The following is a 23,654-nucleotide window of genomic DNA, read 5'->3' as shown; positions in this document are numbered from 1 at the left end:
GGAGTTTATTAATTTTATCATTATTGGAATATTACGTTAGTGGAGATGTTGTTTGATTAATGTTTTATTAGTTGATGACCATGAACTGGTGCGCATTGGTGTGAGAGGCATCCTTGATGATGTAAAAGGGATAAAAGTCGCAGGAGAAGCCAGTAGTGGAGAAGATGCGGTCAGATGGTGTAGATCAAACAGCACGGATGTCGTCATAATGGATATGGGAATGCCCGGTATAGGAGGGTTGGAGGCAGCTAAGAAAATCATTCGTTATTCACCTGATACACGCGTGATTATGCTAACTATCCATACTGAAAGTTCTTTACCCACAAAAGTAATGCAAGCAGGGATTAGGGGATATTTGAGCAAGGCAGCAGCTCCTCAGGATATGATCAATGCAATTCGGACTGTTTATGCAGGCCAGCGTTACATTTCCCCGGACATAGCCCAGCAGATGGCTCTCAACCAGTTATCCCCACCAAAAGAAAACCCGTTGGACGGACTTTCAAAGCGGGAATTGCAGATCATGACAATGATAACTCAGGGACGTAAAGTTAATGAAATTTCTGTGTTGCTTAATCTGAGTCCAAAAACGGTGAATAGTTACCGCTATAGAATGTTCAGTAAACTAAATATCAAAGGTGATGTAGAATTGACCCATATGGCAATACGCTGTGGATTGCTTGATGCACAAAATATGGTAACTCACGGTGGATAATAAGATTTGATGGGTGATCAATTGTGGCAGAACTATTTAATTCAAAGGTATTTTTAAAAACAGTTACCAGTCAGCCAGGCGTCTACCGCATGTATGATATCACTGGCACAGTGATCTATGTTGGTAAAGCCAAGGATCTAAAAAAACGGTTATCTAGCTACTTTCGGGTGCAGGTTAGTAGCCGCAAAACAGAATCATTAGTGAAAAACATCGTCCAGATAGATGTCACCGTTACCCATACAGAGACAGAGGCGCTTCTGCTCGAACATAACTACATCAAGCTGTATCAGCCTCGCTACAATGTATTACTGAGAGATGATAAATCTTATCCTTATATTTTCTTGAGTAGTGATATCCATCCCCGTTTAACCTTATATCGTGGAACCAAGCATGCAAAGGGAGAATATTTCGGCCCATTCCCCAATTCTCATGCAATACGCGATACTTTGGCTTTATTGCAGAAATTATTTCCTATTCGCCAATGTGAAGACAGCGTGTATCGCAATCGTTCTAGACCTTGTTTGCAATATCAGATTGGACGCTGCCTTGCCCCTTGTGTTAAGGGATTTGTAACGGATGAAGAATATCAGCAGCAAGTTGAATATGTCCGCTTGTTTTTGGCGGGGAAAGATCAGCAAGTATTGGATAAGCTGGTAGCAAAAATGGAAGAAGCAAGCCAACAGCTTAAATTTGAAGAAGCTGCTCGTTATCGCGACCAGATTCAGGCTGTGCGGCAAGTCACTGAACGACAATTTGTTTCCGGAAAAGGTGATGATCTCGATGTTATCAGTGTCGCTTTTGAGGCGGGGATGGCCTGTGTGCATGTTTTATTTATCCGTCAGGGTAAGATATTGGGCAGCCGAAGTTATTATCCAAAAATTCCAGTTGATACAACATTAGATGAAGTAGTGCAAACTTTCCTTGGTCAATTCTATCTCCAAGGAAGCCAAAACAGGACATTGCCGTCAGAAATTTTACTGGATTTCGCATTACCTGAAAAAGAGCTATTGGAAGAATCGCTTTCTGAAATATCGGGTAGAAAAATCTATATCCAAGCACGACCAAGAGGAGATAGGGCGCGTTATTTAAAATTGGCGCGTACCAATGCTGCAACAGCGTTGATTACCAAACTCTCCCAACAATCGACAATTCATCAGCGATTAGAATCACTGGCCACATTTGTCGATCTTGAAAAAATCCGACGTATGGAATGTTTCGACATCAGTCACACGATGGGAGAACAAACTGTTGCATCATGTGTTGTTTTTGATGCTAATGGTCCGGTTCGTGCAGAATATCGACGCTATAATATTACAGATATCACCCCAGGTGATGATTATGCTGCGATGAACCAAGTCTTGCGTCGTCGATATAGCAAAGCTATCGATCAGACAAAAATCCCGGACATTATTTTTATTGATGGTGGAAAAGGGCAGCTTGCACGTGCGATTGAAGTTTTCGATTCTTTAGAGGTTGAATGGAATAAAAAATATCCTAAGCTCATTGGTGTTGCGAAAGGCAGTGATCGTAAGGCTGGGTTAGAAACCCTATTTTTTGAAGCGGAAGGAGAAGGGATAGCACTTCCTCCTGATTCACCTGCGTTACATGTTATTCAACATATTCGTGATGAATCTCACAAACATGCCATTACAGGGCATCGTCAGCGTCGGGAAAAAGTGAAAAAGACCAGTACATTGGAGTCGATTGATGGTATTGGGCCAAAACGTAGACAAATGTTACTTAAATATATGGGTGGATTACAGTCTTTACGCAACGCAAGTGTAGAAGAGATCGCAAAAGTGCCTTCTATTTCTTATGCACTGGCAGAAAAAATCTATAATGCATTGAAACACTAGAAGTATTGATGCACCATACTGAGAAACTTAACTTAGCCAGATAGTTACTAAGCATTATGCAATTAAATATTCCAACATGGCTTACCCTATTTCGTATTGCCTTAATTCCATTCTTTGTTTTGGCATTTTACTTGCCATTCCAATGGGCACCGATGTTATGTGCCATTATCTTTATTATCGCTGCTGCAACAGACTGGTTTGATGGTTTTCTTGCCCGTTTGTGGAAACAGACGACGCGTTTTGGTGCATTTCTTGATCCGGTAGCGGATAAAGTTATGGTAGCTATTGCGCTGGTGCTGATTGCAGAACATTACCATACGTGGTGGATTACGTTACCTGCTGCGACGATGATTGCTCGTGAGATCATCATATCTTCTTTGCGTGAGTGGATGGCAGAATTGGGAAAACGCAGTAGTGTAGCCGTTTCTTGGATGGGAAAAATAAAAACTACAGCACAAATGGCGGCATTGGTTGCCTTATTGTGGCGTCCTTGCATTGAACTCGAAGTGGGAGGATTCATCCTATTATATGCTGCTGCGGTCTTGACGTTCTGGTCAATGTTTCAATATTTGAGCGCTGCATGGAATGATTTGCGTGAAGGTTGATCGAAATGACGTAAAAACAATCGAACGAACGAGTTTTATAAATAATTGTGTTGACTCATTTCGTGAAGTAAGTAGAATGCAACGCATCGAACGGCATGTGAGATTTACAAAACAAATTAAGTAAATCAAGCAGTTCGAGGAAGGGCGGGAATAGCTCAGTTGGTAGAGCACGACCTTGCCAAGGTCGGGGTCGCGAGTTCGAGTCTCGTTTCCCGCTCCAAAGAAGGCGCGTTGGCAGAGTGGCCATGCAGCGGATTGCAAATCCGTCAACCTCGGTTCGACTCCGGGACGCGCCTCCAAATTTAGCCCAGGTGGTGAAATCGGTAGACACAAGGGATTTAAAATCCCTCGGCCTTTAGGCTGTGCGGGTTCAAGTCCCGCCCTGGGCACCAAATATAAGTTTACTAACGTCTACACTAGTAAACTAACTCCTAGAAAGACCTGATTAATCACAGGTCTTTTCTTTTTAGGTCTACTCTAGTCTATTGCAATCAACATGTACGGCGGGGCATAATCAGGGGCATCTACACTTCTATTTTAAATGTGCCCCTTATAATGAAACTAAACGCACGACAAATCGAAACAGCAAAGCCCAAAGAAAAAACCTACAAACTCGCCGATGGCGGCGGTCTCTATTTAGAAGTTACGACACGCGGCTCGAAGTACTGGCGTATGAAGTACTACCGCCCCACCGATAAAAAAGAAGACCGACTGGCTTTCGGTGTCTATCCGGCCATCTCTTTAGCGGGTGCTCGTACCAAAAGAGACGACGCTAAGAAGTTGATTGCTCAGGGCATTGATCCCAAAGCCGAGAAAAAAGACGCACATGCAGGGGCAAAAGGAAAACATACCTTTGAAAAAGTCGCCCGTGACTGGCACGCCAGCAACAAACGTTGGAGCGAAGATCACGGCAACCGCATTCTACGCAGCCTTGAACATTATATATTCCCGCATATTGGCAGGCTTGATATTTCCACTTTACGGACAAGCCAACTGTTAGCGCCGATCAAAACCGTTGATGCTGATGGAAAACATGATATTGCCCAGCGATTACAGCAACGGGTGACATCTATCATGCGTTACGCTGTCCAGAACGATATTCTTGATTCCAATCCGGCTAACGATATGGCTGGCGCACTTTCCACTGTTAAATCTAAACATCACCCCGCCCTTCCCCACGAACGTTTACCTGAATTTTTAAGCCGACTTTCTCGCTATCGTGGACGCTTAATCACTCGTATCGCGGTGGAACTGACTTTATTAACATTTGTCCGTTCCAGTGAATTGAGATTTGCCCGTTGGGAAGAACTCGACCTTGAAAATGCTGTCTGGAAAATCCCTGCCACAAGAAAAGCCATTAAAGGCGTTAAATTCTCCGAACGGGGCATGAAAATGAAAACGGAGCATATTGTCCCTTTGAGTCGTCAGGCTGTCATTTTGTTCAAATCATTACGCGAACTGAGCGGTGACTGTGAAGTCATGTTCCCTAACGATCACGATCCACAAAAGGTCATGAGTGAAAGCACGGTTAATAACGCCTTGCGTGGCATGGGCTACGATACCAAAACCGATGTTTGCGGTCATGGATTCAGAACAATGGCGCGCGGGGCTATGGGTGAATCAGGATTATGGAATGATGATGCCATCGAACGCCAGTTAAGCCACGTTGAAAGAAAAAACGTCAGAGCTGCCTATATTCACACCTCTAAACATTTAGATGAGCGACGGTTGATGGTGCAATGGTGGGCTGATTATCTAGATGCCAACAGGGAAAAACATATCACACCGTATGATTTTGCTAAAAAACACCGGAAGAAGTGACTACAAGAAATGATATTTTGATCTTTATTTAATCTAAATAATCTATTACCGTTGTGAAGTTCTCCCTTAAAGGTGAAGACTGGTCTCCAACTTTCTAGCATTGAATTACCCCAGAGCTACGCCAACAATTGAATGATGCTGTAGAACGCGAAGATATGAATTTTGGTTACTGGATGAAATAACTTGTAAGGGTGGCACTCCGTAGTCAGGACATCAAGCAAAAAAGATTAAATCACAGCTATTGCGGGGAGAATAATAATGCAAAAATTTAGAGCAATCTTTTTAACAATACTTGGTGCTAAAGCATCTATAGCCCTGTTGATCATTTTTTGTAGTTTGAGTTTTTTGTTTGGCCAATACCTTAATGACATGAACTTATTTGCCAGCTCAGGCGCAATGGTTTTAGCCTTTGGCTTAATACATACAATCAAATATACCACTTTGAAAAAACTAGCTAATCGTGAAGTAGAAATAAGTTCGCGTAGTGGCGTTACAGGCCCCCCGCTTAGTGTAGAAGAATCTAAAAAAATGAGAGAAGAAAATCTTATCAGGGCACGTATCGAAGTGCGAGAAGAGATAAAATCTGAAATGCTTGGCGTTTTTTTAACAATATTTGGTACCTTTCTATGGGCATATGGAGGATATATAAGAATCATTACACCACTCGTAGATTGGATGCAAAAACTAATATAACCTAAATTCTGGATCAGAATTTGACGTTCTGTCCCAGAGAAACAAGGTCGAGGATGACCATAGATTTAACCTTTCATATAGAAAAATAAAATTTGACTATTTTTCATACTTTGCTGGCACTGATAGCAAAGTATGGTTTTTGTACAAAACATAAAGACTAAAGTCATACAATCAAATCGTTGTCAACGATTTCTTTTACAATTCTTGTATCGTCAATCTTTTAATTTTCAACATAAATATCATGATATTCCATTTATATCATTGGTTATTTTCCATCCTTGTGTGTCCGTGGCACAAAAGTCTGCTTTTCATCCAGTCAACAATTAATTCTACAAATTGAATAAAGAGTTTACGCTTTCAATTAAACAGAATTTTTAAATAATCCTCTGTCATCAAGTAACGTCTACCAAGGCATTTCAAGGACTCGATAACAGGGGGTATACATGCCAACGATTACAACATCTAAAGAAAGTCTTATTCGCCTGCCAGAAGTTCAGCGCAGAACGGGCTACAGCAAGGCATGGATCTACAGGCTGATTAAAGAAGATAAGTTCCCGAAGCAAGTCAAAATCGGCCCTCGTTCGGTTGCGTTTGTTGAATCAGAAATTGATGGCTGGGTAGATCAGCGGATTGCTGAGTCTCGTGGAATTTAATGACATGTACCTACCATTTGATAAGAATAAAAAAACTAAGGGTAGCACTTGCCTACCCTTAACTTGCTTTTTTCAGAGGTTAGATTCAATACCTCTTGACTGCAATTCTCTGCGGACAATGCGCTTAATCCACGCAGCTAAAGACTCATCGCCATCTTGTGCCTGGGCTATTTCCATGAGCGCCCGTAGTTCAGGATCAAGTCTGAATTGGAATGGGGGATTGCCCCGACGAGTATTTTTGTGTGTTGACATGTCAATTACACTCACTGTAATGTGTTTATGTGTCATTACACATTACCTATATCAATATGAAAAAACAACGCCCCAGTGTGCTGGAACACATCTGAGGCGTCTGACCAATAACCGTTAATTGGAGTAACGATAATGGCTGATACACAGCATAACCAAACTCGCCCTAAATTGACATCTTTGGATAAATCAGACAGCCAAAAACCGCTCGAATTTATCCAAACCGTGAAGCAATCCGCTATGTACCATTGGGAAAATCTGTTACCTGCCTGTGGTATCGATATTCCTGCAAAGGGTAAACATAGCGCTTGCCCTGTCTGCGGCGGCACCGACCGTTTTCACTTTATTGATGACCACCATCACGGCAACTGGCACTGTCGCCAGTGTGATCTTCCGAACTACGGCGATGGATTGGATTTAGTAGCGAAAACCAACCGTATCTCAGTTCTTGAGGCTGCTAAGATTGTTGCTAACGTACTGGCATTACCTTTGCCAGAATCCAAACCAGCCAAAGAAATCACTTATCCAGTACAGCCGATTGCCAAAAGAGTCGCGGCACTGATGGCTCAAACTGTTGCTGGGCCATCGCCCTATCTGGCTGCAAAGGGACTACAACACCATAATCAGCGTTTACTGGAAGATGATTCCCTATTATTGGTACTGACAGCGTTAGATAAAAAGGTCACTGGTGCACAAATCATCAAACCTGACGGTGAGAAAAAATTACTGTCTGGCAGCCAGAAGAAAGGCGCATTTATTACTGTATCAGAACTGGAAAAAAATCCCGACACGCTAATCATTACCGAGGGTTATGCCACGGCACTGACGGTTAGCCAACTCTATAAAGGCACTGTTCTGGCGGCGCTGGATGCTGGCAATTTGTATTCTGTCGCTAAAACCGTTAGGGAGCGTTGGCCGGGCACGAAAATTATTCTGGCAGCAGATAATGACTGGCATCATCCCGACGAACTGGATAAGAACGGCAGACCAAAGGTAAATATCGGCAAGGTTTCAGCAGAGAAAGCGGCTCTTGCAGTGAATGGTTGGGTTACGTTACCACCTACGGAATACAAAGCCGATTGGGATGATTATCGCCAGCAGCATGGTATTGAGGCCGCAAAGCAGGCATTCAGTAATGGATTGTATCAGGCGGTAGAGAACGTAGCAGTGTCAAAATCTGTAACCACTGATTCAGATGAATACCGAGAGAAAGGATACGACCCGCTAAAACCCCATATCGATATCCGCAAGAATGGGATTTATTGGGTTGAACCGAAAGAACAAGGTGGCGAAATCGTCGAAGTCGAAAAATGGCTGAGTGATTACATGGAAATCGTTGGTATTGGCAATGATGGCAGCGAAGGTTATCTCATTATTAAGCTACGTCAGGAAGGCACAGGAAAATATATTGTAGAAGCACTTCCCCGCCGTGAAATCGGGATGCCGGTTGGCTGGGCTAGACTGCGTTCGCGAGGAATGAACATCACCGTAAAAAACAGTCTGTTGCCTGTTTTAGCTGAGCATCTGCAACGCAGCGGCGATCGCCGTGAATGGGTTGTGACACAGAAAGCAGGCTGGCACTGCGGCGCATATGTCATGCCGGACGGTGAAATCATCGGTCAGCCCTATATGCCTGTCGCGTTCAGTGGCGGCACATCTGCCATTGCCGGTTATGTGGTCAGGGGAAGCGCCGAACAGTGGAAAACACACGTTGCGTCATTACTGCAAGGCAACCGCTCAATGATGCTGGGCGTACTGGTGGGATTGTCTGCCCCACTTAATTCACTGACAGGCGGGACCTGCTTTGGTGTGCATTTATTCGCCCAATCCTCCGCAGGGAAAACCACCACCGTTGAGGCGGCCAGCAGCTTATACGGTGATCCCGAAGAACTGAAATTATCATGGCATGGTACTAACCACGGTTTAAACAATGAGGCCGCAGCCCGTAATGATGGCTTTATGCCCATTGACGAAATCGGACAAAGCTCGAATCCGAAGGAAGTCGCTAACAGTGCCTACAGCCTGTTTAACGGTGTCGGTAAAATTCAGGGAAAACGGGAAGGTGGGAACCGTGCCGTGATCCGCTGGAAGATTGCTGCTCTTTCAACAGGTGAGGAAGATTTAGAAACGTTTCTGATAAAAGGTGGGATCACCCCAAAAGCCGGACAGCTTGTCAGGCTGCTCAGTGTACCCTTTATTGATACGGCATGTTTCAATGGCTATGAGGATGGTGATTCTCATGCAAGAGCCATTAAGCGTGAATCCAAACGCTATTGTGGTGCAGCGGGTCGGGCATGGGTTCAATGGTTGTCTGAGTATCAGGAGCAGGCAATAGAAATGACTGCCGGTAAAGAAAAAGAGTGGCTTGATAGCCTGCCAGAAGAAGCCTCAGCGCAAGTCAAGCGCGTTGCCGTGCGTTTCGCGTTACTGGATGCCGTTGGAGAGCTGGCATCCCATATCACCGGCTGGAGTAAAGAAGCGAGTCATGCTGCGGTAAAACAAAGTTTCGATGACTGGTTAGCCGATTTTGGCATCGGAAACCGGGAAAAATATCAGGTAATAACGCGAACGCGTGACTTTATCCAGAAATACGGGCTGTCACGCTTTCAGCCTTATACCTACGGCAGGCCAAACGGGGATATTGATACCTCACACGCCATGAGGATTAGTGATCTTGCGGGGTATCTGGTGCATAACCGCCGTCATGACGGACAGGCGGAATACCACATTATCCCCAGTGTATTTGAAGCAGAGATATTGCAGGGATTACAGAAGAAATCCGGCTTTGAAGCCTTAGAAGAGGCTGGAATGCTGGTTAAAGCGGAGAAAGATCGCTTTATCAGCAAAACCATCTCAGTCAATGGTACTCAAGGACGGTTTGTGGTGCTGATTTTCAGGGATGAGGATTAACATCACGTAGGAGAAAAAAACGTTGGGATAAAGGGATATTGGGATAAGAGAGATCTATTTTAATAAATATCAGTTAGTTACATTTATTTAAAATATCCCGTGTTATCCCGCTCTATCCCGTAATGTAGAGTGATTACAAATAAAGCGATATTGTGACAGTGGAGGTTATCCCGGAAAATATTTTTCTCTGGTAGGTTGTAATTAATTGAATTTAAATGATTTTAAAGTGGTAACGCCATGTCGCGGGATAGACTGGGATAGTATGGGATAGAGTAATGCAATGAAATATATAATAAATATGTCATTTACCCCGTTATCCCGTGAAAATCTGTGCAGTTATATAAAGATAATCGATAATAACGGTTATGTTTTTTCAGCTCTCCGAGCTACCGGGTAAATGTATTAGCCCGGTAACTCGGAGAAGACAAGCGCAGCGCGTCAGTGTGGTTCTATTAAGCGAGAAACTCTTTCTGACTGGAAATCAGTTTAGCGCCACACTCTGTATGCATTCCCTCTACTGCAATAGCTTTCCCATTATTCTTTAAATTCTCACTGCCTTCGACAATAGGAAAAACTCCCTCGCATTTAGGACATTCGACTAAATCCGTTTCTCCGGCAACGGGAATACCTTTGTAAGTATAACCACCCACAGCTGTAATTACTTTACCGCCGTGATCGGTTGTGTCGTTTAATAAAATAACGGCTTTGTTTGCCATATTTTAACCTTATACCTGAAACATTCGGTTATCAATGATTGATATCAGCCACCAGATCAGTAACTCTAAATAAATCATAGGAGGTTCTGATCTTGAGGTGGTTTTAATAAATATTTATAACTATTCCCATTGTGATGTATTATTTATTTTCCAATAATCAATGGAATCCCTATCCGAATCAACCTTACCATCTGGATATTCAACTCTGGATGGTTCGTCACCAGCAGGAATAATGATCTTGGGCATTTTAGTTTCATCTAAAATAGGTTTATAAGTGATTTTCCACTCGTTTCCATCTATGAGCCTTAACCCAAAATATGTTAATCCACCAGATTTACCATACAAACCTATTTGGTTAGGAATATCGTAATCTTTTCTTAAAAAAGGGTAAATAGTTGGTCGATAATCAATCGTATTTAGCATTTCCTTCATACTTTCAGGTTTTTTTGCTCCATTAATAAACACCTTTATACCAGTTCCAGTGTAGGGAATAGCTTTTTTCATTATATGTTCAACATTTATATACGAAAGAGATATTGTAATAGTATCGATTCTCCATTGACACCATCCACCTCCATATGAAGGTATTTTCTCCTTAAAGTAACCTGTCTTTGGATCAACTAATATATTAAATTTGTTCCAATGATGATTAGGTTCATGATAAAGAGTACCACCCGCGGTATGATGAGCAGAAAGACATTTAACTGAGGTATAACCTCCTCTTAAGCTCGGTTTGGTATTTGGTGGAGCAATGCCTTCAACCGTTATCCATTTATTTTCCCGGGGTGGAAAGAATGGGTTAGCATTATTTCTATAAGAATGCCAAGATTCCGAGATTATACTCGATAAAAAGTCACACCCTGTCAAACATAGAGTTAGCGGTAATAATGTTAGTGGCATAAATTTTATTGCCATTTCTATGAGCCCTCATCATTTTTTATCGTTTTTCAAAATAACGTTGCAAGGCTACTAAGCCTATTTTATCATTTCGAGTAACTTCTAGCGTACTTGCTAGCTGATTATCTATCTCCATTAAAAAATAGTGTTTTCTAATCTTTTTTCTATCCAACATTGCCCGAATGGAGGTTGGTTCACTTTCTAAAAATGATAAATCTTCATGAGGCCTTTGAGTTTTTCTATCTAGGGGAAGGGCGCATAATTCCCTTAATCTTTGATCAATATACTTTGAGTATAAGGTACTACTATGATCTAGAGCTCCTAATCCTCCTTTATCAATAGAGTTTTCATTATTATATGGGTATAAAGAACTTATTTCTTGCTGCCTAAACTGATCTATTTTCGACTGTGCTTGTTGCTCGATAAATTCGACAGTGTCTTTTTGAGTTTTTTCATTTAGTGATGGTAGTAAGTACAGTTTAGGTTTTGATTCTAAATAAGACGAAACATAAAAATAAACTAACTTGCCATGGTGTAAAAAAGGATCATCATTTTTGCTAAATAATTTAAAACCTTTTGCAACAAGTCTTCCTGCCAAAATCGATGGATACCATTTTGAGGCTTCTTCCGCAATAGGGCTATCGAATAATTCAATTAAGATGCCAGAAGGAGTAGTGCCTATTTGAAATGCAATATTATCCATATCCTTGTTGAAGGGTACAGAAGGAACAGTATCATTTTCATTGACATGGCGGTAGTGAGTAATATCAGCAAGCTCTTGAACCGCCATTTGGGTGAATGTACGTGGCATACCGTAAGTATAAAGGCAAGGATTATGTGCTTTTAGTTGTGCGCTATGAATTAAAGCAAGCGCACCACCTAAACTATGGCCACAGACAAATAATTTTCTTCCCTTCACTAATTTAATAATATGATCAAATATACCTATTGTCTTATCAAGCTGTAGAACCTTTGATTGATTTATAAGATGAAAACCTTCCCAAAAACCTTTATGTATTTTCCCATTTTCGATAAAACCACTACATATTCCTTTGGGAGTACAGCCTAGCTCTAGTGGCTGGAATGTTAAATCTGTTATAGCATCTGTTCCACTTTCAGTACCACGCCATCCAATGATAATTTCTTTCTTATTTACCACATAAAAAAGTTGAGTATCTCCTTTAGGAATTGTTTGTTTTTTTGAATCAACGAATACTATTTCTGTATAACGTTCGCTAAATGGGACATCATAAACAATAGGGGAAAAAGACTGGTCGTTGATCCGATAAGGTGAGCGTGACAAATCAAGTAGCTGTTTACTAAAAAAGTGAGTTACTGAACCGAGATAGCTTTCATCATCGTTAGAATAGGTTAATATGCTCATGAGTGAGAGATTATAGGCATTAACCAGTGAATAATCTTTTTGATGATGCAACAACAAAGACCATGCCCTAAATGGACACACTTCAATAACATAGCGATATTCATCGACATATGATGGATAAACTTCAAGACCTCGTGGTTCACTATCAGGAAAATGGTAACTTGGAAGAGGCTTTTCTCCTTTCCATTTTTCAATAACGGGAAATTTATCAACTAATTCTCCAATTTTTGCATAACGATATTGGTGACCTGATTCCTGACTTTCTTTAAAAACAGGTGAAATGGCTTTCATGGCTTCGGTAGAGCGAGTGTATTCACTGTTACGCTTCGTTCTCAGTGGGCGTTTTTCCATTTCATCGGCAAGTTCTTGCCCACTAAGAAATAAACGTAAAGGGGAAGCCAATAATTGTTCTTCCCGGATCATACCATTTCCGTCTGTTGTTCCTTTACGCGTGATTTTTCTATTTTTTAATGTATAGGGCATATTGGCTATGGGTTTATGATGTTCATCGACAAGCTGAATTTCTATTTTGTTCTTTAACATGGCCTGACAATCATGACAATAAATCGAATTTGCATTACTCATCAATCTTTCTCCTGTTCTTTTTCTTGTACCATCGCCAACAGATAATCCTGACCAGAGATTTTCTCAACGTATTGACCCGCTTCAATTCTTTGCTGCAACCACTGTTCTATTCGTAGTTCCAGACTACCCACAGGCTGATCCAGTTGTTTCGCCATTTCACCGTGGTTTTCCCATAAATCATCATAAAGTGAACTACTTAACACTTTCAGACCGTAAGGGGATCGCAGCCAGACTGTCAGCAGGTGTTCACCCAGGGTAAACGGGATTTTACTGTTACTTTCACCACAGGCTTCGGGACGGCAAAACCACATCGGCTGTGGTGTGTCGATCATCAGTTCTGTCACCGGTGATAACATCAGGGACCAGTCGCTGACCGTGAAAGCGGGCACCATCGCACCGAAAACGCGGGCGTCCATGATGCGAAACAGCACCTGTTCGCCATTCATCATCACTAACTGGCGGTGTTGCCAGTGAACAAGCTGCTTCTGCCACGACATAGTGCTGCGGTACGCCCAGCCCCAACTGTTATCACTGAGTGCGTGGCGATCTAGTATTTCCCCTATCTGGAATAACCCGTGGCTTTTTGCCTGTACCAGCCATGGGCTTTGTTTCAACATCTTGTGCATTGGTGTACCACTGTAGAGCGGAAATGCTTGTTCGACCCAATCATTGCGATAAAACTGATCGATCGGGTTGGGTTGCGCCAGAGAATTGAGAATAAAGAATACCGGGGCATCATTGGGTTTATTCAGCCATGCCTGCCAGCTTGTTGTAGTTTCTGTCATCGTCTCTTCCGTCATTATGATTATTCCTTTTTGGCGGGTTTAATCACCGGACTGACATCCTGCTGAGCCAGTAATGGGCAGTATGGATGAGCCGGAAATTCCACCATCGGCAACGGCTCGACACCTTCCGGCAGTTGCAGTGCCAGCCCGCGTCCATTGCCGCCTGAACCTTGTCCAACATTAATCGGTGAGCAGAGAATGCCGCCCGGTGTGACTTTCAGAAAACTGCCGCCCACTTTCAGGGTGATTTCGGCTGCCGCTTCCAGCACCACTTTGCCGCCGCTTTTCAGATGGATTTCCTGTCCGCTGTCAATCACAGTCGCGTCGCCGGTCTGGATATGCTGGCTGCCGGCAATCCGGTGGGAGACATCCCCTTCGGTGGTGATTTTGCGCGAACCGGCGACCTGATGATGGTCATCGGCGCGGATATCGTGGTAACGGTTGTTATCGATGCGGCTCTTCTGGTCATGTTTGATATGCCAGTAGGCATCGTTTTCGATATGGGCAGTCAGGTCTTTCTGGCCGTGAAAATAGATTTCTTCGCTGTCTTTCGCATCCTCAAAGCGCAGTTCGTTAAATCCTTTGCCTTTGTGGGTTTTGGTTTTAAACGTGGTACGAGTTTTTTGAGCCGGCAAATCCAGTGGTGGGCGGTTCAGGCCGTTATAGACACAGCCGGTGACGATGGGGCGGTCGATATCGCCGTTCAGGTAAGAGATAATCACCTCCTGCCCGATACGGGGTATCGCCATAAAACCAAAGCCGTTACCATTCCAGCCCTGAGCTACGCGCACCCAGCACGAGGCACCATCATCCGGTGGGTCATAGCGGTTCCAGTGAAAATGGACTTTAATCGCTCCGTCTTTATTAACGAAGATTTCCTCACCTTCCGGACCGACCACGATGGCAGTTTCATCGCCATCTGCCAGAGGCTTGTAGTGGAAAGGCGGACGATAATCATCCAGACCGGAAATAAAACTGAACTGGTTGGAAAGCGTGGTGCCTTCACCGGCATCATTTCCCAATGCCTGCGGGCAGCGACCGTGATGGCTGATACCGACCACCTGCCAGCGAACATTAAGCAGTTTATGGGGATGATTTTTTATCTCGAAAATTTTACCTGGCATCAGTTTGATGCAGTTACTGCTACCGCTGCCGGTCTGCTTCTGGTTATCCAGCGCTTCCTGCCGGTATTTTAAAAACGGTTTGGCGGCCGCATCTTTCTGAAAACGCCCGTAACTTTCAAACACGGTATAGGGGGTCTGGCTACCAAAATCGCGGAAACCTTCGCTGCTGTGCATATGGGAGAGGTGATAGCGCGGGTTTTCCGGGTTGAAATCTTTGTGCAAACTGCGCTGCGGACTCATGCCGACGCCTAACCGTACCTGATAAATCGTATCTACCCCATGCGCGGTTTCCGGCTGGGGCTGGTATTGCAGCGGCAAGCCAGCGGTCATACCCAGATGGCTGTCACTGAAAAACAGCGTTTCATCCTCAAACCAGAAACTGATACCTTCTTCCGCGGCTAACCGGCTGAAAAATGCATAATCGGATTCCCGTTTCTGGGTCACATATTCCCGCTCCTGATGCACATCGTAGAGTTTCGAATCGGCTTTCACCCGATGTTTTTTCAGCAGGCTGTTTAAAATGGCCGGCACATTTTGCTGATGATAAATCCGGCTGTCCTGATTGAGCGTCAGCCGCCAGCAGGCAGGGCGGACGGTGACGGAATAGATTGTCTTATTACCATCGGTGCCCACCCAGTCCGCATGGGAGATGATGCCGGTGATTTTGCGTTGCTCCGTTTCACCATAAAAAATCTGCAACACCGCTTCCTGCATCAGCAGAGAGGCCAAATCAATCTCCACCTGTGGTTTAAACGGATTCGGGTTGCCCGTTCTGACCAGTGTCATGTTCAGGGTAAAGAGTTCGGATAATCCTTCCTGTAGAGAAAATTCGCCAACCGCAAAGGTGTCTTCCGGCACACCCGCGATACGGCAGGTAAAACGTAATCCACTTTTCATTTTTTATTCCTTATCGGTTATGACATGCATGCCTTACATGGCCGGGCGTAATCCATCGACATGCCAGAACTGCCATAGCACTTCACTGTTGTCCGGCGTAAAAATCTCCAGCATGACAAACGAAGATTGGGTGATAAAACAAGCCAGCGCCTGATTGATTAACCGGCAGAAGCGATACATTTCTCCCTGATTACGATAACAATCAGGGTTCAGCGTCAGTGAGAGTAAATGCCCGCGAATGGGGCGCCCCCGCCGCATCCGGTCAGTCAGACGCTCTTCCACCTGTACAATGCCGTCAATGTGTTGGCGGAACTGGCGGCTCAAGGGGCGATGCGTGTCAGCATACGGGTCAAACAACCGGAGAAACTGTTTCAGGCTGTCGGTGGCAAACAGCATCATCGGTGGGCTGGAAAGACAGGAAAGCAGCGGCCAGCCGTTATTTTCCTGTAACAATGGCGGATAATCAGTGGTGACCGGCGTGATATTGTGGACGCTGAGATGAGACGGCGAATTTTCTTGCGTCACGGTAATAGTATCTTGCGTTAATCCCAGCGCCTGTTCATGGTAGCCAGTGAAATAACACGAAACCTCAATGGCAGGTAAGTTGTTTGCCGGTTTACCGGTCAAATCAAAAAAACACAGCCGATGTTGGATCCTGCCCAGAAAATCCTGCTCGGTCTGGAGCTGGTAGTAAAACGTGTCGGGCTGTGCATCATCATCGAAAAAACGCCCTGCGGGAACAAACTGCTCAATCGGCAGCCAGTGATAAGGCGTGCCACGCTGCTCACTGTCTTCGGGCTGCACCACCACCTGAACCTCCCGCAGCCGGTACAAGCACACCGATCCGCCCAATGGCAGCGGATAGCGGTGATTACCGGCTTCCAACCGGACAGGTGGGCTGGCCTGGTTTTCCAGATGGATCGCCGGCACACAACCCAACAAAAATGCCCCCTCGACATCCTCCAGCGGCAATTCGCCCCCGAAACGCAAAATCAGCTCAAACGTGCCATCGTCATTCAGCGGGACTTTTGCGCAACTGCTGCTGATATCCAGCGTGACAAAGTTATACAGTTGGGATAGTGCATAATATTCCACCAGCGGTTGCAGGCCGGAATACGTATTTTTGGGCACAGGCAGCACCGGACTATCAAGCAGATCATGCCAGCCATAAGGAAAACCGCGCAGCTTTCGCTGCTTGCCCTGCGTGTTCAGGCTGACTTCACAAATATGTTGATCCAGCCACAGGCTGAGCTGGGCGGCCTTTTCGGTGTCAGTGCCAAGGAAAAAAGATAAGGCTCCGCTTTGCCAGACCGGGGATGCCGTGCCGGTCTGGCACAGGGTCAGAATAATTTCACTGTGAGTGCCGGTTTTCCTGACTGCGCGCTCCTGGACAATCAACGGTTCAATATGCAAAGGACGGCAGGTTTTAAAGTTGATCAACTGCCCGTTAAGGCTGGCTGACACCGATGTACTGATCGGGATCTCGGCAGTGCCCTGATGTTCATCATCCGTGGGCGTAAACTGTACTATCGTCGTCGGTGGAATAGGAGACAGGGCTAACGGCCAGATACGGGAGAGAATGCCGTGAACAATTTCGGGCAAATTATCCTCCAGCTTGTCCCGCAGATTGGCAATCAAAAACGCAAAGGCTTCGAAAACACGGGCAATATCAGGGTCATGAGAGGAAACCAGAAACTCAGCCAGATGCGGTGACTCTTTCGCGATGTGCTCAGCCAGCTCTCTCAGGTAAGCGCGCTCTTTTAGATAAAGCGATTCTTTGTTGTTTTTCATTGAATTTAACTTGTGTTTTATCAATTAGGCTTCAGTATCATGCTGAATCTCAGCGAGATAAAATGCATAGCTGAACAGAAAAGCACATTTATTCTACACATTAATCAATCAAATTAATTAACGAATTAAATCCAGTTTTTGGCTGGTGCTGGCAGAATATAGGGGGATCATCGGCATATGCACGGTAATTCAGGCAAAAATCAGGCTGGCAGGAATCCTTAATGGTTTGACTCTCGCCTGTCTGACCGTTAATATCTTTCTCTACAAAAATGATCCCTCGCCTGTCAGGATCGCCTTCGGGTGGCGAATGAAAACTCCCGTAGCCTGCAAGGGAGAGCAAGCATTGCGGTACATCTGCCCACCTTTGGAAGCAGATATTGTCAGACATAAACCCCTTGTCTGGTCATGAAGGTTTCTTAAACTAAAAATACGCCCAAAAGGTGTTGTTATCTTGTCGCCGAAGGGTGTTGAACGTGGGTTCATACACTGACTTTTCAAATCAACATAAATCCTGTTTATCTTCAATGAACAACAGGATGGCTTTTGCGCATCCGTTCATACTTTTTCTATCCCTGTCTGAATTATTCAACAGACAATTTTTCTACCGCTAAACCATTAACGCATGACTACCGTTTGACATTGAATCTGGCGGCGTTTTGCTGTACCCGTTGGTATTTCAACGCTTTCATAGTCTTTGCTGATTGTTCGAAAACTCAAGGCGTCACTTTTTGCGGGTTACCGCTGAAAGTGACGCCGCAGCCAAAGCACACCACAACCCTGACAGGCTCACGCCTGCTTCACCACGCAGTAAATCTGACACTGCATTTTTAGATTGAAAAAGGAGAACTTGACGATATCGAGGCTGGCTTTTCGCCGGTGGGGATGACCTGTTTATACAGGCGGCAGTACCGCGTACTCAACCGATACCCCGCAATACCTCAACCTGCGTTCACTCTGGCGCACAGATATCCGTCAAGGGCAAGGCAGGTTTTTCTGTTTTGCCAGAATGGTCGCGCGCCAGAGATTGCATGTTGTCAGGTATAGATCGCGGGAGAAGCTGATGAGTCGATTGATGAAGGAATTAAAATTTTTTGCACGACAAGGCGGCGGCAGTCATAAAACCTGTCATGATCGCATTCGGATTGCCGGACGTTTAGGCGCGTTGTTATTGAGCCTGAATATTCAGGTGAAAAGTCTCGGTCATTTGAAGACCAAGCACGTAGAACAGTACGTTGATGCCCGTTTATCTCAGGGGATTGCCAAGCGAACAGTGCAAAATGAAATGTCCGCACTGCGGAATATCTTCCGCATGGCAGGCAAGGAAAAGCTGGAAACTTCGCCGCGCCTGAGTAATCAGGCATTGGGATTAAGTGGAACCAGCCGCGCCGGAACGAAACAAGCGATCCCTGATGCTACGTTTCAGGTTGTTTATCAAAAAGCCCTTGAGCGTGATGCCGGATTTGCTGCCACACTGAAACTCGCCCGATTGCTGGGGCTACGTTCTCAGGAAGCAGTGCAATGCAGTGCCTCACTGAAAAGCTGGCGCAAACAGTTAGAGCAGCCTGAGCCGAAACTGCATGTTATCTTCGGCACAAAAGGTGGACGACCACGGCAAACCCGTGTATTGGATGTTGCAGCGGTGAAAGAGGCTGTTGAGCAGGCAATCGCTATTGTAGAACAACGTAGTGGCAGGTTGATTGATAAACCGGATCTCAAACAAGCCATGAACTATTGGCGAACGCATACCACAAGGATTGGTTTAACAGGTCATCATTCACCTCACAGTTTACGCTATGCCTGGGTGCAGGATGCTCTGGTGTTTTACCAACAAAATGGTTTTAGCCATCAGGAAGCAAGAGCGCTGGTTTCAATGGATTTGGGACATGGTGATGGTCGCGGGCGCTACGTTGAGCGGATTTATAGCCGTTAAATTGTATTAGCTGCATTAATCATAATCGACCTGACATTATTGATAATCTGAGCGAAACCTAATCAGATAGTCGGCTTTATATCAGAAGCGAGCTTCTCTGATCGTCTATTCATAAGTTCGATCTCTGGCTACAATACTCCAGCTTCAATAATTTTTTAAAAAACTATATCTCCTCTAAAAAGAGCAGTATTTTTCACTGAATACTGACATAGAAGTTTTTTTGATCAACACAACCTCGGCTATAAGGCTTTTAGTTTTATTTTGCTTTTTGTTACCGCTTTGCAACATCAAATCTAATGTTATACATATAAGGCTGATTGATTTTGGAGAGAAGCACAAAAGTCTCACAAGCTTGTATTGAAATGTATAATGAAAATTTGTTTATGATTAACAAGTGGAACGGTTGTAATGCGGCTACACTGCAACCTTAAGATTACATTTTCATGCTGGTAATAATTAGTCTATTTTTGTGGAGAAAGTATGCCGTTAAAGCTACAGCAAGAATCGCCTTCTGATAATGATTTATTTGAAGGTGAAAGTCATAAAAAAGTGGCTGAACGAATGGCCGGGGTGTTACGTGAAGTCGATAACAACATTGTAGGACTTGAGGGGGAACTGGGTTCTGGCAAATCAACTATTATAAATCTTCTAAAAGGCGAACTGGGTACTGAATATCGGTTCATTGAGTTTGATGCTGAACGTTATCACCACGGTAATACAAAGAAAGCGTTGATTGAAGTCATTTACAAGGGACTCAGTAATGAAACAGGAGCAGACCAGAAGAAGCTGGATACCTACCGTAATCAGGCTCTTGGTAATATTATTGAGTACGAAAAAAAAGTAAACAGTCGGCTGAGTTGGTGGACGGTCATGTTCATTCTGTGCTCATTGCTGGCAGTACAGATGATTAGATACCTATTCATTGATATCAGCACGTTGATGATGACGGATAAGGCCGTCAGTAAATTAGTTCTATTACTGGAAGCGATTGGTTTTCTGTCTCCGGGAATACTCCTATTAGCACTCTTGATGAAACGAGTATTTAGCACCAAACCAGAGAATAAGAAGCAAAAGGATAAGGATAAGGATAAGGATAAGGATAAGGATAAGGAATCAATCACTATTGGCGATCTGTTTAAACGTAACAGTACAGATATAATATCTGAAACTTGGATGGTGAATCGTGAAGTGGGAACCATTGAACTTCACAATGCCCTGTCAGGTTTCACGGACAAAGATACGCTTCATCATGATCTTCGTTTCATTCTTATTATCGATAACCTAGACAGAATTGTGCCTGACAAAGTGAAGGAACTATGGAGTGATATGGAGCTTATTGCCGGAACGACGCATGAATATTTTCGTGTTATCATTCCTTACTCTGCACGCCAAGTAGCTTCATCTCTTGACATGGAAGGGCATAGCGGGCGGGAATTTATTGCTAAGCGTATTCCTGTCACTTTCAGTGTCCCACCTCTAATTACAGCCGGATGGCAGGATGCTTTCAAAACAATGTGGTCTCAGACTGTCAGCGATTCGGATGAGGCATCTTGCACTGAAGTTATTCAGTTGGTAGAACGGTGGCGTCCCCAACAGTATCCACGCATCACACCACGTCTTCTGAAAAAATTGGTGAATGATATTTATATTCTGAATCTGACGGTTCCGGTTGGCTCTCCTGAAGAACCTTCTCGCTTCGTTCTCATAGCACTTTATATTTTGATGGTGAGATATGGTGATTATGATATCAGAGCTCTTCTACGTGATCCGTTCCAGGGCGAGCTAAATGAATCTGCGAGTCTAGCACCAGATGAGCAATCCGATAAGCTTAAGGCTAACTACGCTCAGTTGAAGCGCATATTCAACAATGATGCGAATCGTTGGAGCGAGTATCTTATGAGCGTACATTATCAAGCACCGGCAGCACTAGCCCGAAGCGAATTAATTGATACCCCACTCATAGACGCCGTGAAATCGAAAGATTCCATCGCACTTGAAAGACTTATTACAATGTGGGGCTTTACTCATGCCTGGCATCGTTGCGCTTCCGGGATGGATATGTCTTCGTGGCTGGAGACTGCGGCTGCGTTGCCATCAACCATACTTAATTTGGTTCAGCCACAAATTACTTTTGCATTGCAGCAACTGAATACCAGTTATGCGATACAAGCTCGAGAAGTTTTTAATCCCTCCCTAAATACCGCACTTTTAAACTTAATACGGCTTAATTCGATCAGCATTGAGTCATTCATGAAACGCCAACGTACTTTTATCATTTCGGAGCTTGATGACTTACAGTCAGCGCCAAAGGATAGCGATACGAATGTTACCTCACTCCTCCGCGAGGCTGATCAGTATTCCCAATTGTTCGGTGCTAGTCTATTTGATTCAATGGATGTTGAAATACATGGAGATGTGTATGCGCGCTATCTCCTAAACAATGAGGAAAAATGGAAAGGGCTAAATATCCCTGCTATTCACTTGGGCGATATTGAGACGGAAAATATGCTCCTTACTGTGTTGGAAGAACCCAGTGTGGATGTATTCAATCCGGGCGTCCTTCGGTTCATTGGTACAGGTAGTCTGTCTACTGAAAATATTATAAAAAAAGATCAGGATATTCTTTTATACATCAGCAAATTGTCGTCAAATTTTACCAGTAGGGTTGTAATCGATAATTTTATTGATTTCAGAAAACTCATCTTCACTGAGCAATGGAATTCATCCAGCCAACTTTCTCTGTTTGCCCATCAAACTACAATGCAGCAGAATTATCCGATTGAATTTGCCGCACATGTCGTTGCACATATGGTTGCAACTGGCAACTTTACCGGAATTGAGGGTTATAGTGATTATATTGAGGATGATAAGTACATCGGACTTCTTACAAACTATTTCAAATGTAGCGAGAGCTGGCATAAAATTGCCAACTCATTATCAAACAACAAAGTGATACCGTTTGTTAAAGGTGCAATTCAACGGCTTTTCGAAGAAGGGAAGCTGGAACGATTAGCCACAATCCAGTATGTGAAGAAAGATTATCCATTATTGAGTGCACACATTACTGGGATTGATCTGATGGAACCCGTCATTACGCGTCAAGAATTCCTCAACAACAGACTCAATTTGAACGAGATTGAACTGATAGATGAAGAAACACTCCTCGATTTGCTTCGAACTGAGGCTCTACCGGACACCCATGAAAAACTTTATTCTTTAAGCGAGTCATTATTAGCAGCCGATATGCTCTTAGGTTCATTCAAATCGATTTCTTCGAATAATCAGATAATTTTACGCCATATTCAAAGTACGGGCAGAAAAATCCATCTGAACCCTGATGTTAATGGCTTTGCGGCGTGGTATCGGTCTGTTTCGGGGGAAGAATTGGCGCAGGGTAAATACATTCGTTTCATCTGGGAGTTGCTTGATGACGAGCAGCAACAGGAAATTTTGGTACAACTACATGATGTCCTGCTAGAAATTCAGGTTAGCCAATCTACTCGGATTAAACTCATTCATGATTTTGGCGATGTAATTAACTTTACTGAGCCCGAAAAAGGAACCTCTCGCCGTGGCATTGGTGCATTATTTACCCTTGCGGAAAAAGATGTTTTGTTACGGGAGTGGCTGGACAGGCAAAATTATTCGTTGAGTCATTGGCCTAGCGCAGAAAATAGTTCTGTTGCAAAGTATATTATTGCTCATCAGAATTTATTTCCTGGCATTTGCAAGTCGTCAAAATTCATTGCAAAAAGGATCAAAGAGGCAGAAGTTGAACAATTATTGGAAAATATAGAGCAAGTTTTGGAAGATTGAGTTGTATTAGTCTCAACCTGCTCTCAGACCAGTCATGAACTACTGGTGAGTACATACTACAAAAATTGATTTAACAGGCTGTCATTCCACCATAGTCTACGCTATGCGTGGGCGCAGGATGCGCTGAACTTTTGTCAACAACATAGTTTAAGCCGTTAAGCTTAGTGGTTCAGTTATTGAGTCTGCTAAAACAATCAGTTAAAGTAACCCCGCCATTAGCAAAATCTAGT

18 protein-coding genes and 3 tRNA genes are annotated in these 23,654 nt (G+C 43.9%); 13 read left to right on the top strand and 8 right to left on the bottom strand.

Annotation, left to right across the window (positions count from 1 at the left end):
• Positions 1 to 52: 52 nt before the first annotated feature.
• The 9 genes from uvrY to Xish_RS00605 all read left to right on the top strand — a co-directional run bounded on the left by uvrY (position 53) and on the right by Xish_RS00605 (position 6,340).
• Positions 53 to 712: a UvrY/SirA/GacA family response regulator transcription factor gene (uvrY, locus tag Xish_RS00645; protein ID WP_099116260.1), complete on the top strand. Its 660-nt coding sequence runs from the start codon at positions 53 to 55 to the stop codon at positions 710 to 712.
• 23 nt (positions 713 to 735) lie between these two features.
• Positions 736 to 2,568 (top strand): excinuclease ABC subunit UvrC, encoded by a 1,833-nt coding sequence (uvrC, locus tag Xish_RS00640; RefSeq protein ID WP_099116259.1) that lies wholly within the window; start codon positions 736 to 738, stop codon positions 2,566 to 2,568.
• A gap of 56 nt (positions 2,569 to 2,624) precedes the next feature.
• Entirely contained in the window at positions 2,625 to 3,173 is a 549-nt protein-coding gene (gene pgsA / locus Xish_RS00635) for a CDP-diacylglycerol--glycerol-3-phosphate 3-phosphatidyltransferase (protein ID WP_099116258.1), read from the top strand.
• 144 nt (positions 3,174 to 3,317) lie between these two features.
• Positions 3,318 to 3,393, top strand: a tRNA-Gly gene (locus Xish_RS00630).
• A gap of 5 nt (positions 3,394 to 3,398) precedes the next feature.
• Positions 3,399 to 3,472: transfer RNA gene (locus Xish_RS00625), tRNA-Cys, on the top strand.
• Positions 3,473 to 3,478: 6 nt separating this feature from the next.
• Positions 3,479 to 3,565: transfer RNA gene (locus Xish_RS00620), tRNA-Leu, on the top strand.
• A gap of 163 nt (positions 3,566 to 3,728) precedes the next feature.
• Positions 3,729 to 4,994 (top strand): tyrosine-type recombinase/integrase, encoded by a 1,266-nt coding sequence (locus Xish_RS00615; protein WP_099116257.1) that lies wholly within the window; start codon positions 3,729 to 3,731, stop codon positions 4,992 to 4,994.
• Positions 4,995 to 5,252: 258 nt separating this feature from the next.
• Positions 5,253 to 5,687, top strand: coding sequence for a hypothetical protein (locus Xish_RS00610; protein ID WP_099116256.1), 435 nt, complete (start codon positions 5,253 to 5,255; stop codon positions 5,685 to 5,687).
• Positions 5,688 to 6,130: 443 nt separating this feature from the next.
• Complete coding sequence (locus Xish_RS00605) at positions 6,131 to 6,340, top strand: helix-turn-helix transcriptional regulator (protein ID WP_038190420.1); 210 nt, start codon at positions 6,131 to 6,133, stop codon at positions 6,338 to 6,340.
• A gap of 72 nt (positions 6,341 to 6,412) precedes the next feature.
• On the opposite strand, the gene Xish_RS00600 is transcribed toward Xish_RS00605, so the two are convergent.
• Complete coding sequence (locus Xish_RS00600; protein WP_099109885.1) at positions 6,413 to 6,592, bottom strand: YlcI/YnfO family protein; 180 nt, start codon at positions 6,590 to 6,592, stop codon at positions 6,413 to 6,415.
• Between the two features lie 132 nt (positions 6,593 to 6,724).
• On the opposite strand from Xish_RS00600, the gene Xish_RS00595 reads away from it, so the two are divergent.
• Entirely contained in the window at positions 6,725 to 9,499 is a 2,775-nt protein-coding gene (locus Xish_RS00595; protein WP_099116255.1) for a DUF927 domain-containing protein, read from the top strand.
• A 452-nt stretch (positions 9,500 to 9,951) separates the two neighbouring features.
• On the opposite strand, the gene Xish_RS00590 is transcribed toward Xish_RS00595, so the two are convergent.
• The 7 genes from Xish_RS00590 to Xish_RS00560 all read right to left on the bottom strand — a co-directional run bounded on the left by Xish_RS00590 (position 9,952) and on the right by Xish_RS00560 (position 18,066).
• Positions 9,952 to 10,215 (bottom strand): PAAR domain-containing protein, encoded by a 264-nt coding sequence (locus tag Xish_RS00590; RefSeq protein WP_099116254.1) that lies wholly within the window; start codon positions 10,213 to 10,215, stop codon positions 9,952 to 9,954.
• A gap of 120 nt (positions 10,216 to 10,335) precedes the next feature.
• Positions 10,336 to 11,130: a hypothetical protein gene (locus tag Xish_RS00585; RefSeq protein ID WP_099116253.1), complete on the bottom strand. Its 795-nt coding sequence runs from the start codon at positions 11,128 to 11,130 to the stop codon at positions 10,336 to 10,338.
• Between the two features lie 22 nt (positions 11,131 to 11,152).
• Complete coding sequence (locus Xish_RS00580) at positions 11,153 to 13,081, bottom strand: lipase family protein (RefSeq protein ID WP_099116252.1); 1,929 nt, start codon at positions 13,079 to 13,081, stop codon at positions 11,153 to 11,155.
• Positions 13,081 to 13,881 (bottom strand): DUF4123 domain-containing protein, encoded by an 801-nt coding sequence (locus Xish_RS00575; protein WP_099116251.1) that lies wholly within the window; start codon positions 13,879 to 13,881, stop codon positions 13,081 to 13,083. The genes Xish_RS00580 and Xish_RS00575 overlap by 1 nt, the downstream gene beginning before the upstream one ends.
• 5 nt (positions 13,882 to 13,886) lie before the next feature.
• A complete protein-coding gene (locus tag Xish_RS00570) occupies positions 13,887 to 15,887 on the bottom strand; it encodes a type VI secretion system Vgr family protein (protein WP_099116250.1) in 2,001 nt (666 codons plus the stop codon).
• A gap of 33 nt (positions 15,888 to 15,920) precedes the next feature.
• Positions 15,921 to 17,678 carry a type VI secretion system baseplate subunit TssF gene (locus Xish_RS00565; protein ID WP_099116249.1) on the bottom strand — a complete coding sequence of 586 codons (1,758 nt, stop codon included), beginning with the start codon at positions 17,676 to 17,678 and terminating at the stop codon, positions 15,921 to 15,923.
• A 100-nt stretch (positions 17,679 to 17,778) separates the two neighbouring features.
• The gene (locus Xish_RS00560) at positions 17,779 to 18,066 is read right to left on the bottom strand and encodes a hypothetical protein (RefSeq protein ID WP_099116248.1); all 288 of its coding nucleotides are present in this window, start codon (positions 18,064 to 18,066) and stop codon (positions 17,779 to 17,781) included.
• Between the two features lie 155 nt (positions 18,067 to 18,221).
• On the opposite strand from Xish_RS00560, the gene Xish_RS18305 reads away from it, so the two are divergent.
• The 3 genes from Xish_RS18305 (at position 18,222) to Xish_RS00550 (ending at position 23,424) form a co-directional block, all read left to right on the top strand.
• On the top strand, positions 18,222 to 18,509 hold the full coding sequence (locus Xish_RS18305; RefSeq protein WP_141553923.1) for a hypothetical protein: 288 nt from the start codon (positions 18,222 to 18,224) through the stop codon (positions 18,507 to 18,509).
• A 229-nt stretch (positions 18,510 to 18,738) separates the two neighbouring features.
• Positions 18,739 to 19,608, top strand: a complete 870-nt coding sequence (locus Xish_RS00555) for an integrase domain-containing protein (protein ID WP_099116247.1) — start codon at positions 18,739 to 18,741, stop codon at positions 19,606 to 19,608.
• A 480-nt stretch (positions 19,609 to 20,088) separates the two neighbouring features.
• Positions 20,089 to 23,424: a P-loop NTPase fold protein gene (locus tag Xish_RS00550; protein WP_099116246.1), complete on the top strand. Its 3,336-nt coding sequence runs from the start codon at positions 20,089 to 20,091 to the stop codon at positions 23,422 to 23,424.
• Positions 23,425 to 23,654: the final 230 nt, after the last annotated feature.

Origin of the sequence: Xenorhabdus ishibashii, from assembly GCF_002632755.1 — a bacterium.
Taxonomy (GTDB): domain Bacteria; phylum Pseudomonadota; class Gammaproteobacteria; order Enterobacterales; family Enterobacteriaceae; genus Xenorhabdus; species Xenorhabdus ishibashii.
The sequence above is the reverse complement of the archived record's forward strand: the minus strand, read 5'-3'. Positions and strand labels throughout refer to the sequence as shown.

Bases quoted from the DNA above. Each gene is read 5' to 3' on its own strand.
- Xish_RS00580 (WP_099116252.1), bottom strand. From the start codon at position 13,081: ATGAGTAATGCAAATTCGATTTATTGTCATGATTGTCAGGCCATGTTA.
- Xish_RS00585 (WP_099116253.1), bottom strand. From the start codon at position 11,130: ATGGCAATAAAATTTATGCCACTAACATTATTACCGCTAACTCTATGT.
- Xish_RS00565 (WP_099116249.1), bottom strand. From the start codon at position 17,678: ATGAAAAACAACAAAGAATCGCTTTATCTAAAAGAGCGCGCTTACCTG.
- Xish_RS00575 (WP_099116251.1), bottom strand. From the start codon at position 13,881: ATGACGGAAGAGACGATGACAGAAACTACAACAAGCTGGCAGGCATGG.
- Xish_RS00550 (WP_099116246.1), top strand. From the start codon at position 20,089: ATGCCGTTAAAGCTACAGCAAGAATCGCCTTCTGATAATGATTTATTT.
- Xish_RS00570 (WP_099116250.1), bottom strand. From the start codon at position 15,887: ATGAAAAGTGGATTACGTTTTACCTGCCGTATCGCGGGTGTGCCGGAA.
- Xish_RS00605 (WP_038190420.1), top strand. From the start codon at position 6,131: ATGCCAACGATTACAACATCTAAAGAAAGTCTTATTCGCCTGCCAGAA.
- Xish_RS00600 (WP_099109885.1), bottom strand. From the start codon at position 6,592: ATGTCAACACACAAAAATACTCGTCGGGGCAATCCCCCATTCCAATTC.
- Xish_RS00555 (WP_099116247.1), top strand. From the start codon at position 18,739: ATGAGTCGATTGATGAAGGAATTAAAATTTTTTGCACGACAAGGCGGC.
- Xish_RS00595 (WP_099116255.1), top strand. From the start codon at position 6,725: ATGGCTGATACACAGCATAACCAAACTCGCCCTAAATTGACATCTTTG.
- Xish_RS00560 (WP_099116248.1), bottom strand. From the start codon at position 18,066: ATGTCTGACAATATCTGCTTCCAAAGGTGGGCAGATGTACCGCAATGC.
- Xish_RS00590 (WP_099116254.1), bottom strand. From the start codon at position 10,215: ATGGCAAACAAAGCCGTTATTTTATTAAACGACACAACCGATCACGGC.
- pgsA (WP_099116258.1), top strand. From the start codon at position 2,625: ATGCAATTAAATATTCCAACATGGCTTACCCTATTTCGTATTGCCTTA.
- Xish_RS00615 (WP_099116257.1), top strand. From the start codon at position 3,729: ATGAAACTAAACGCACGACAAATCGAAACAGCAAAGCCCAAAGAAAAA.
- Xish_RS00610 (WP_099116256.1), top strand. From the start codon at position 5,253: ATGCAAAAATTTAGAGCAATCTTTTTAACAATACTTGGTGCTAAAGCA.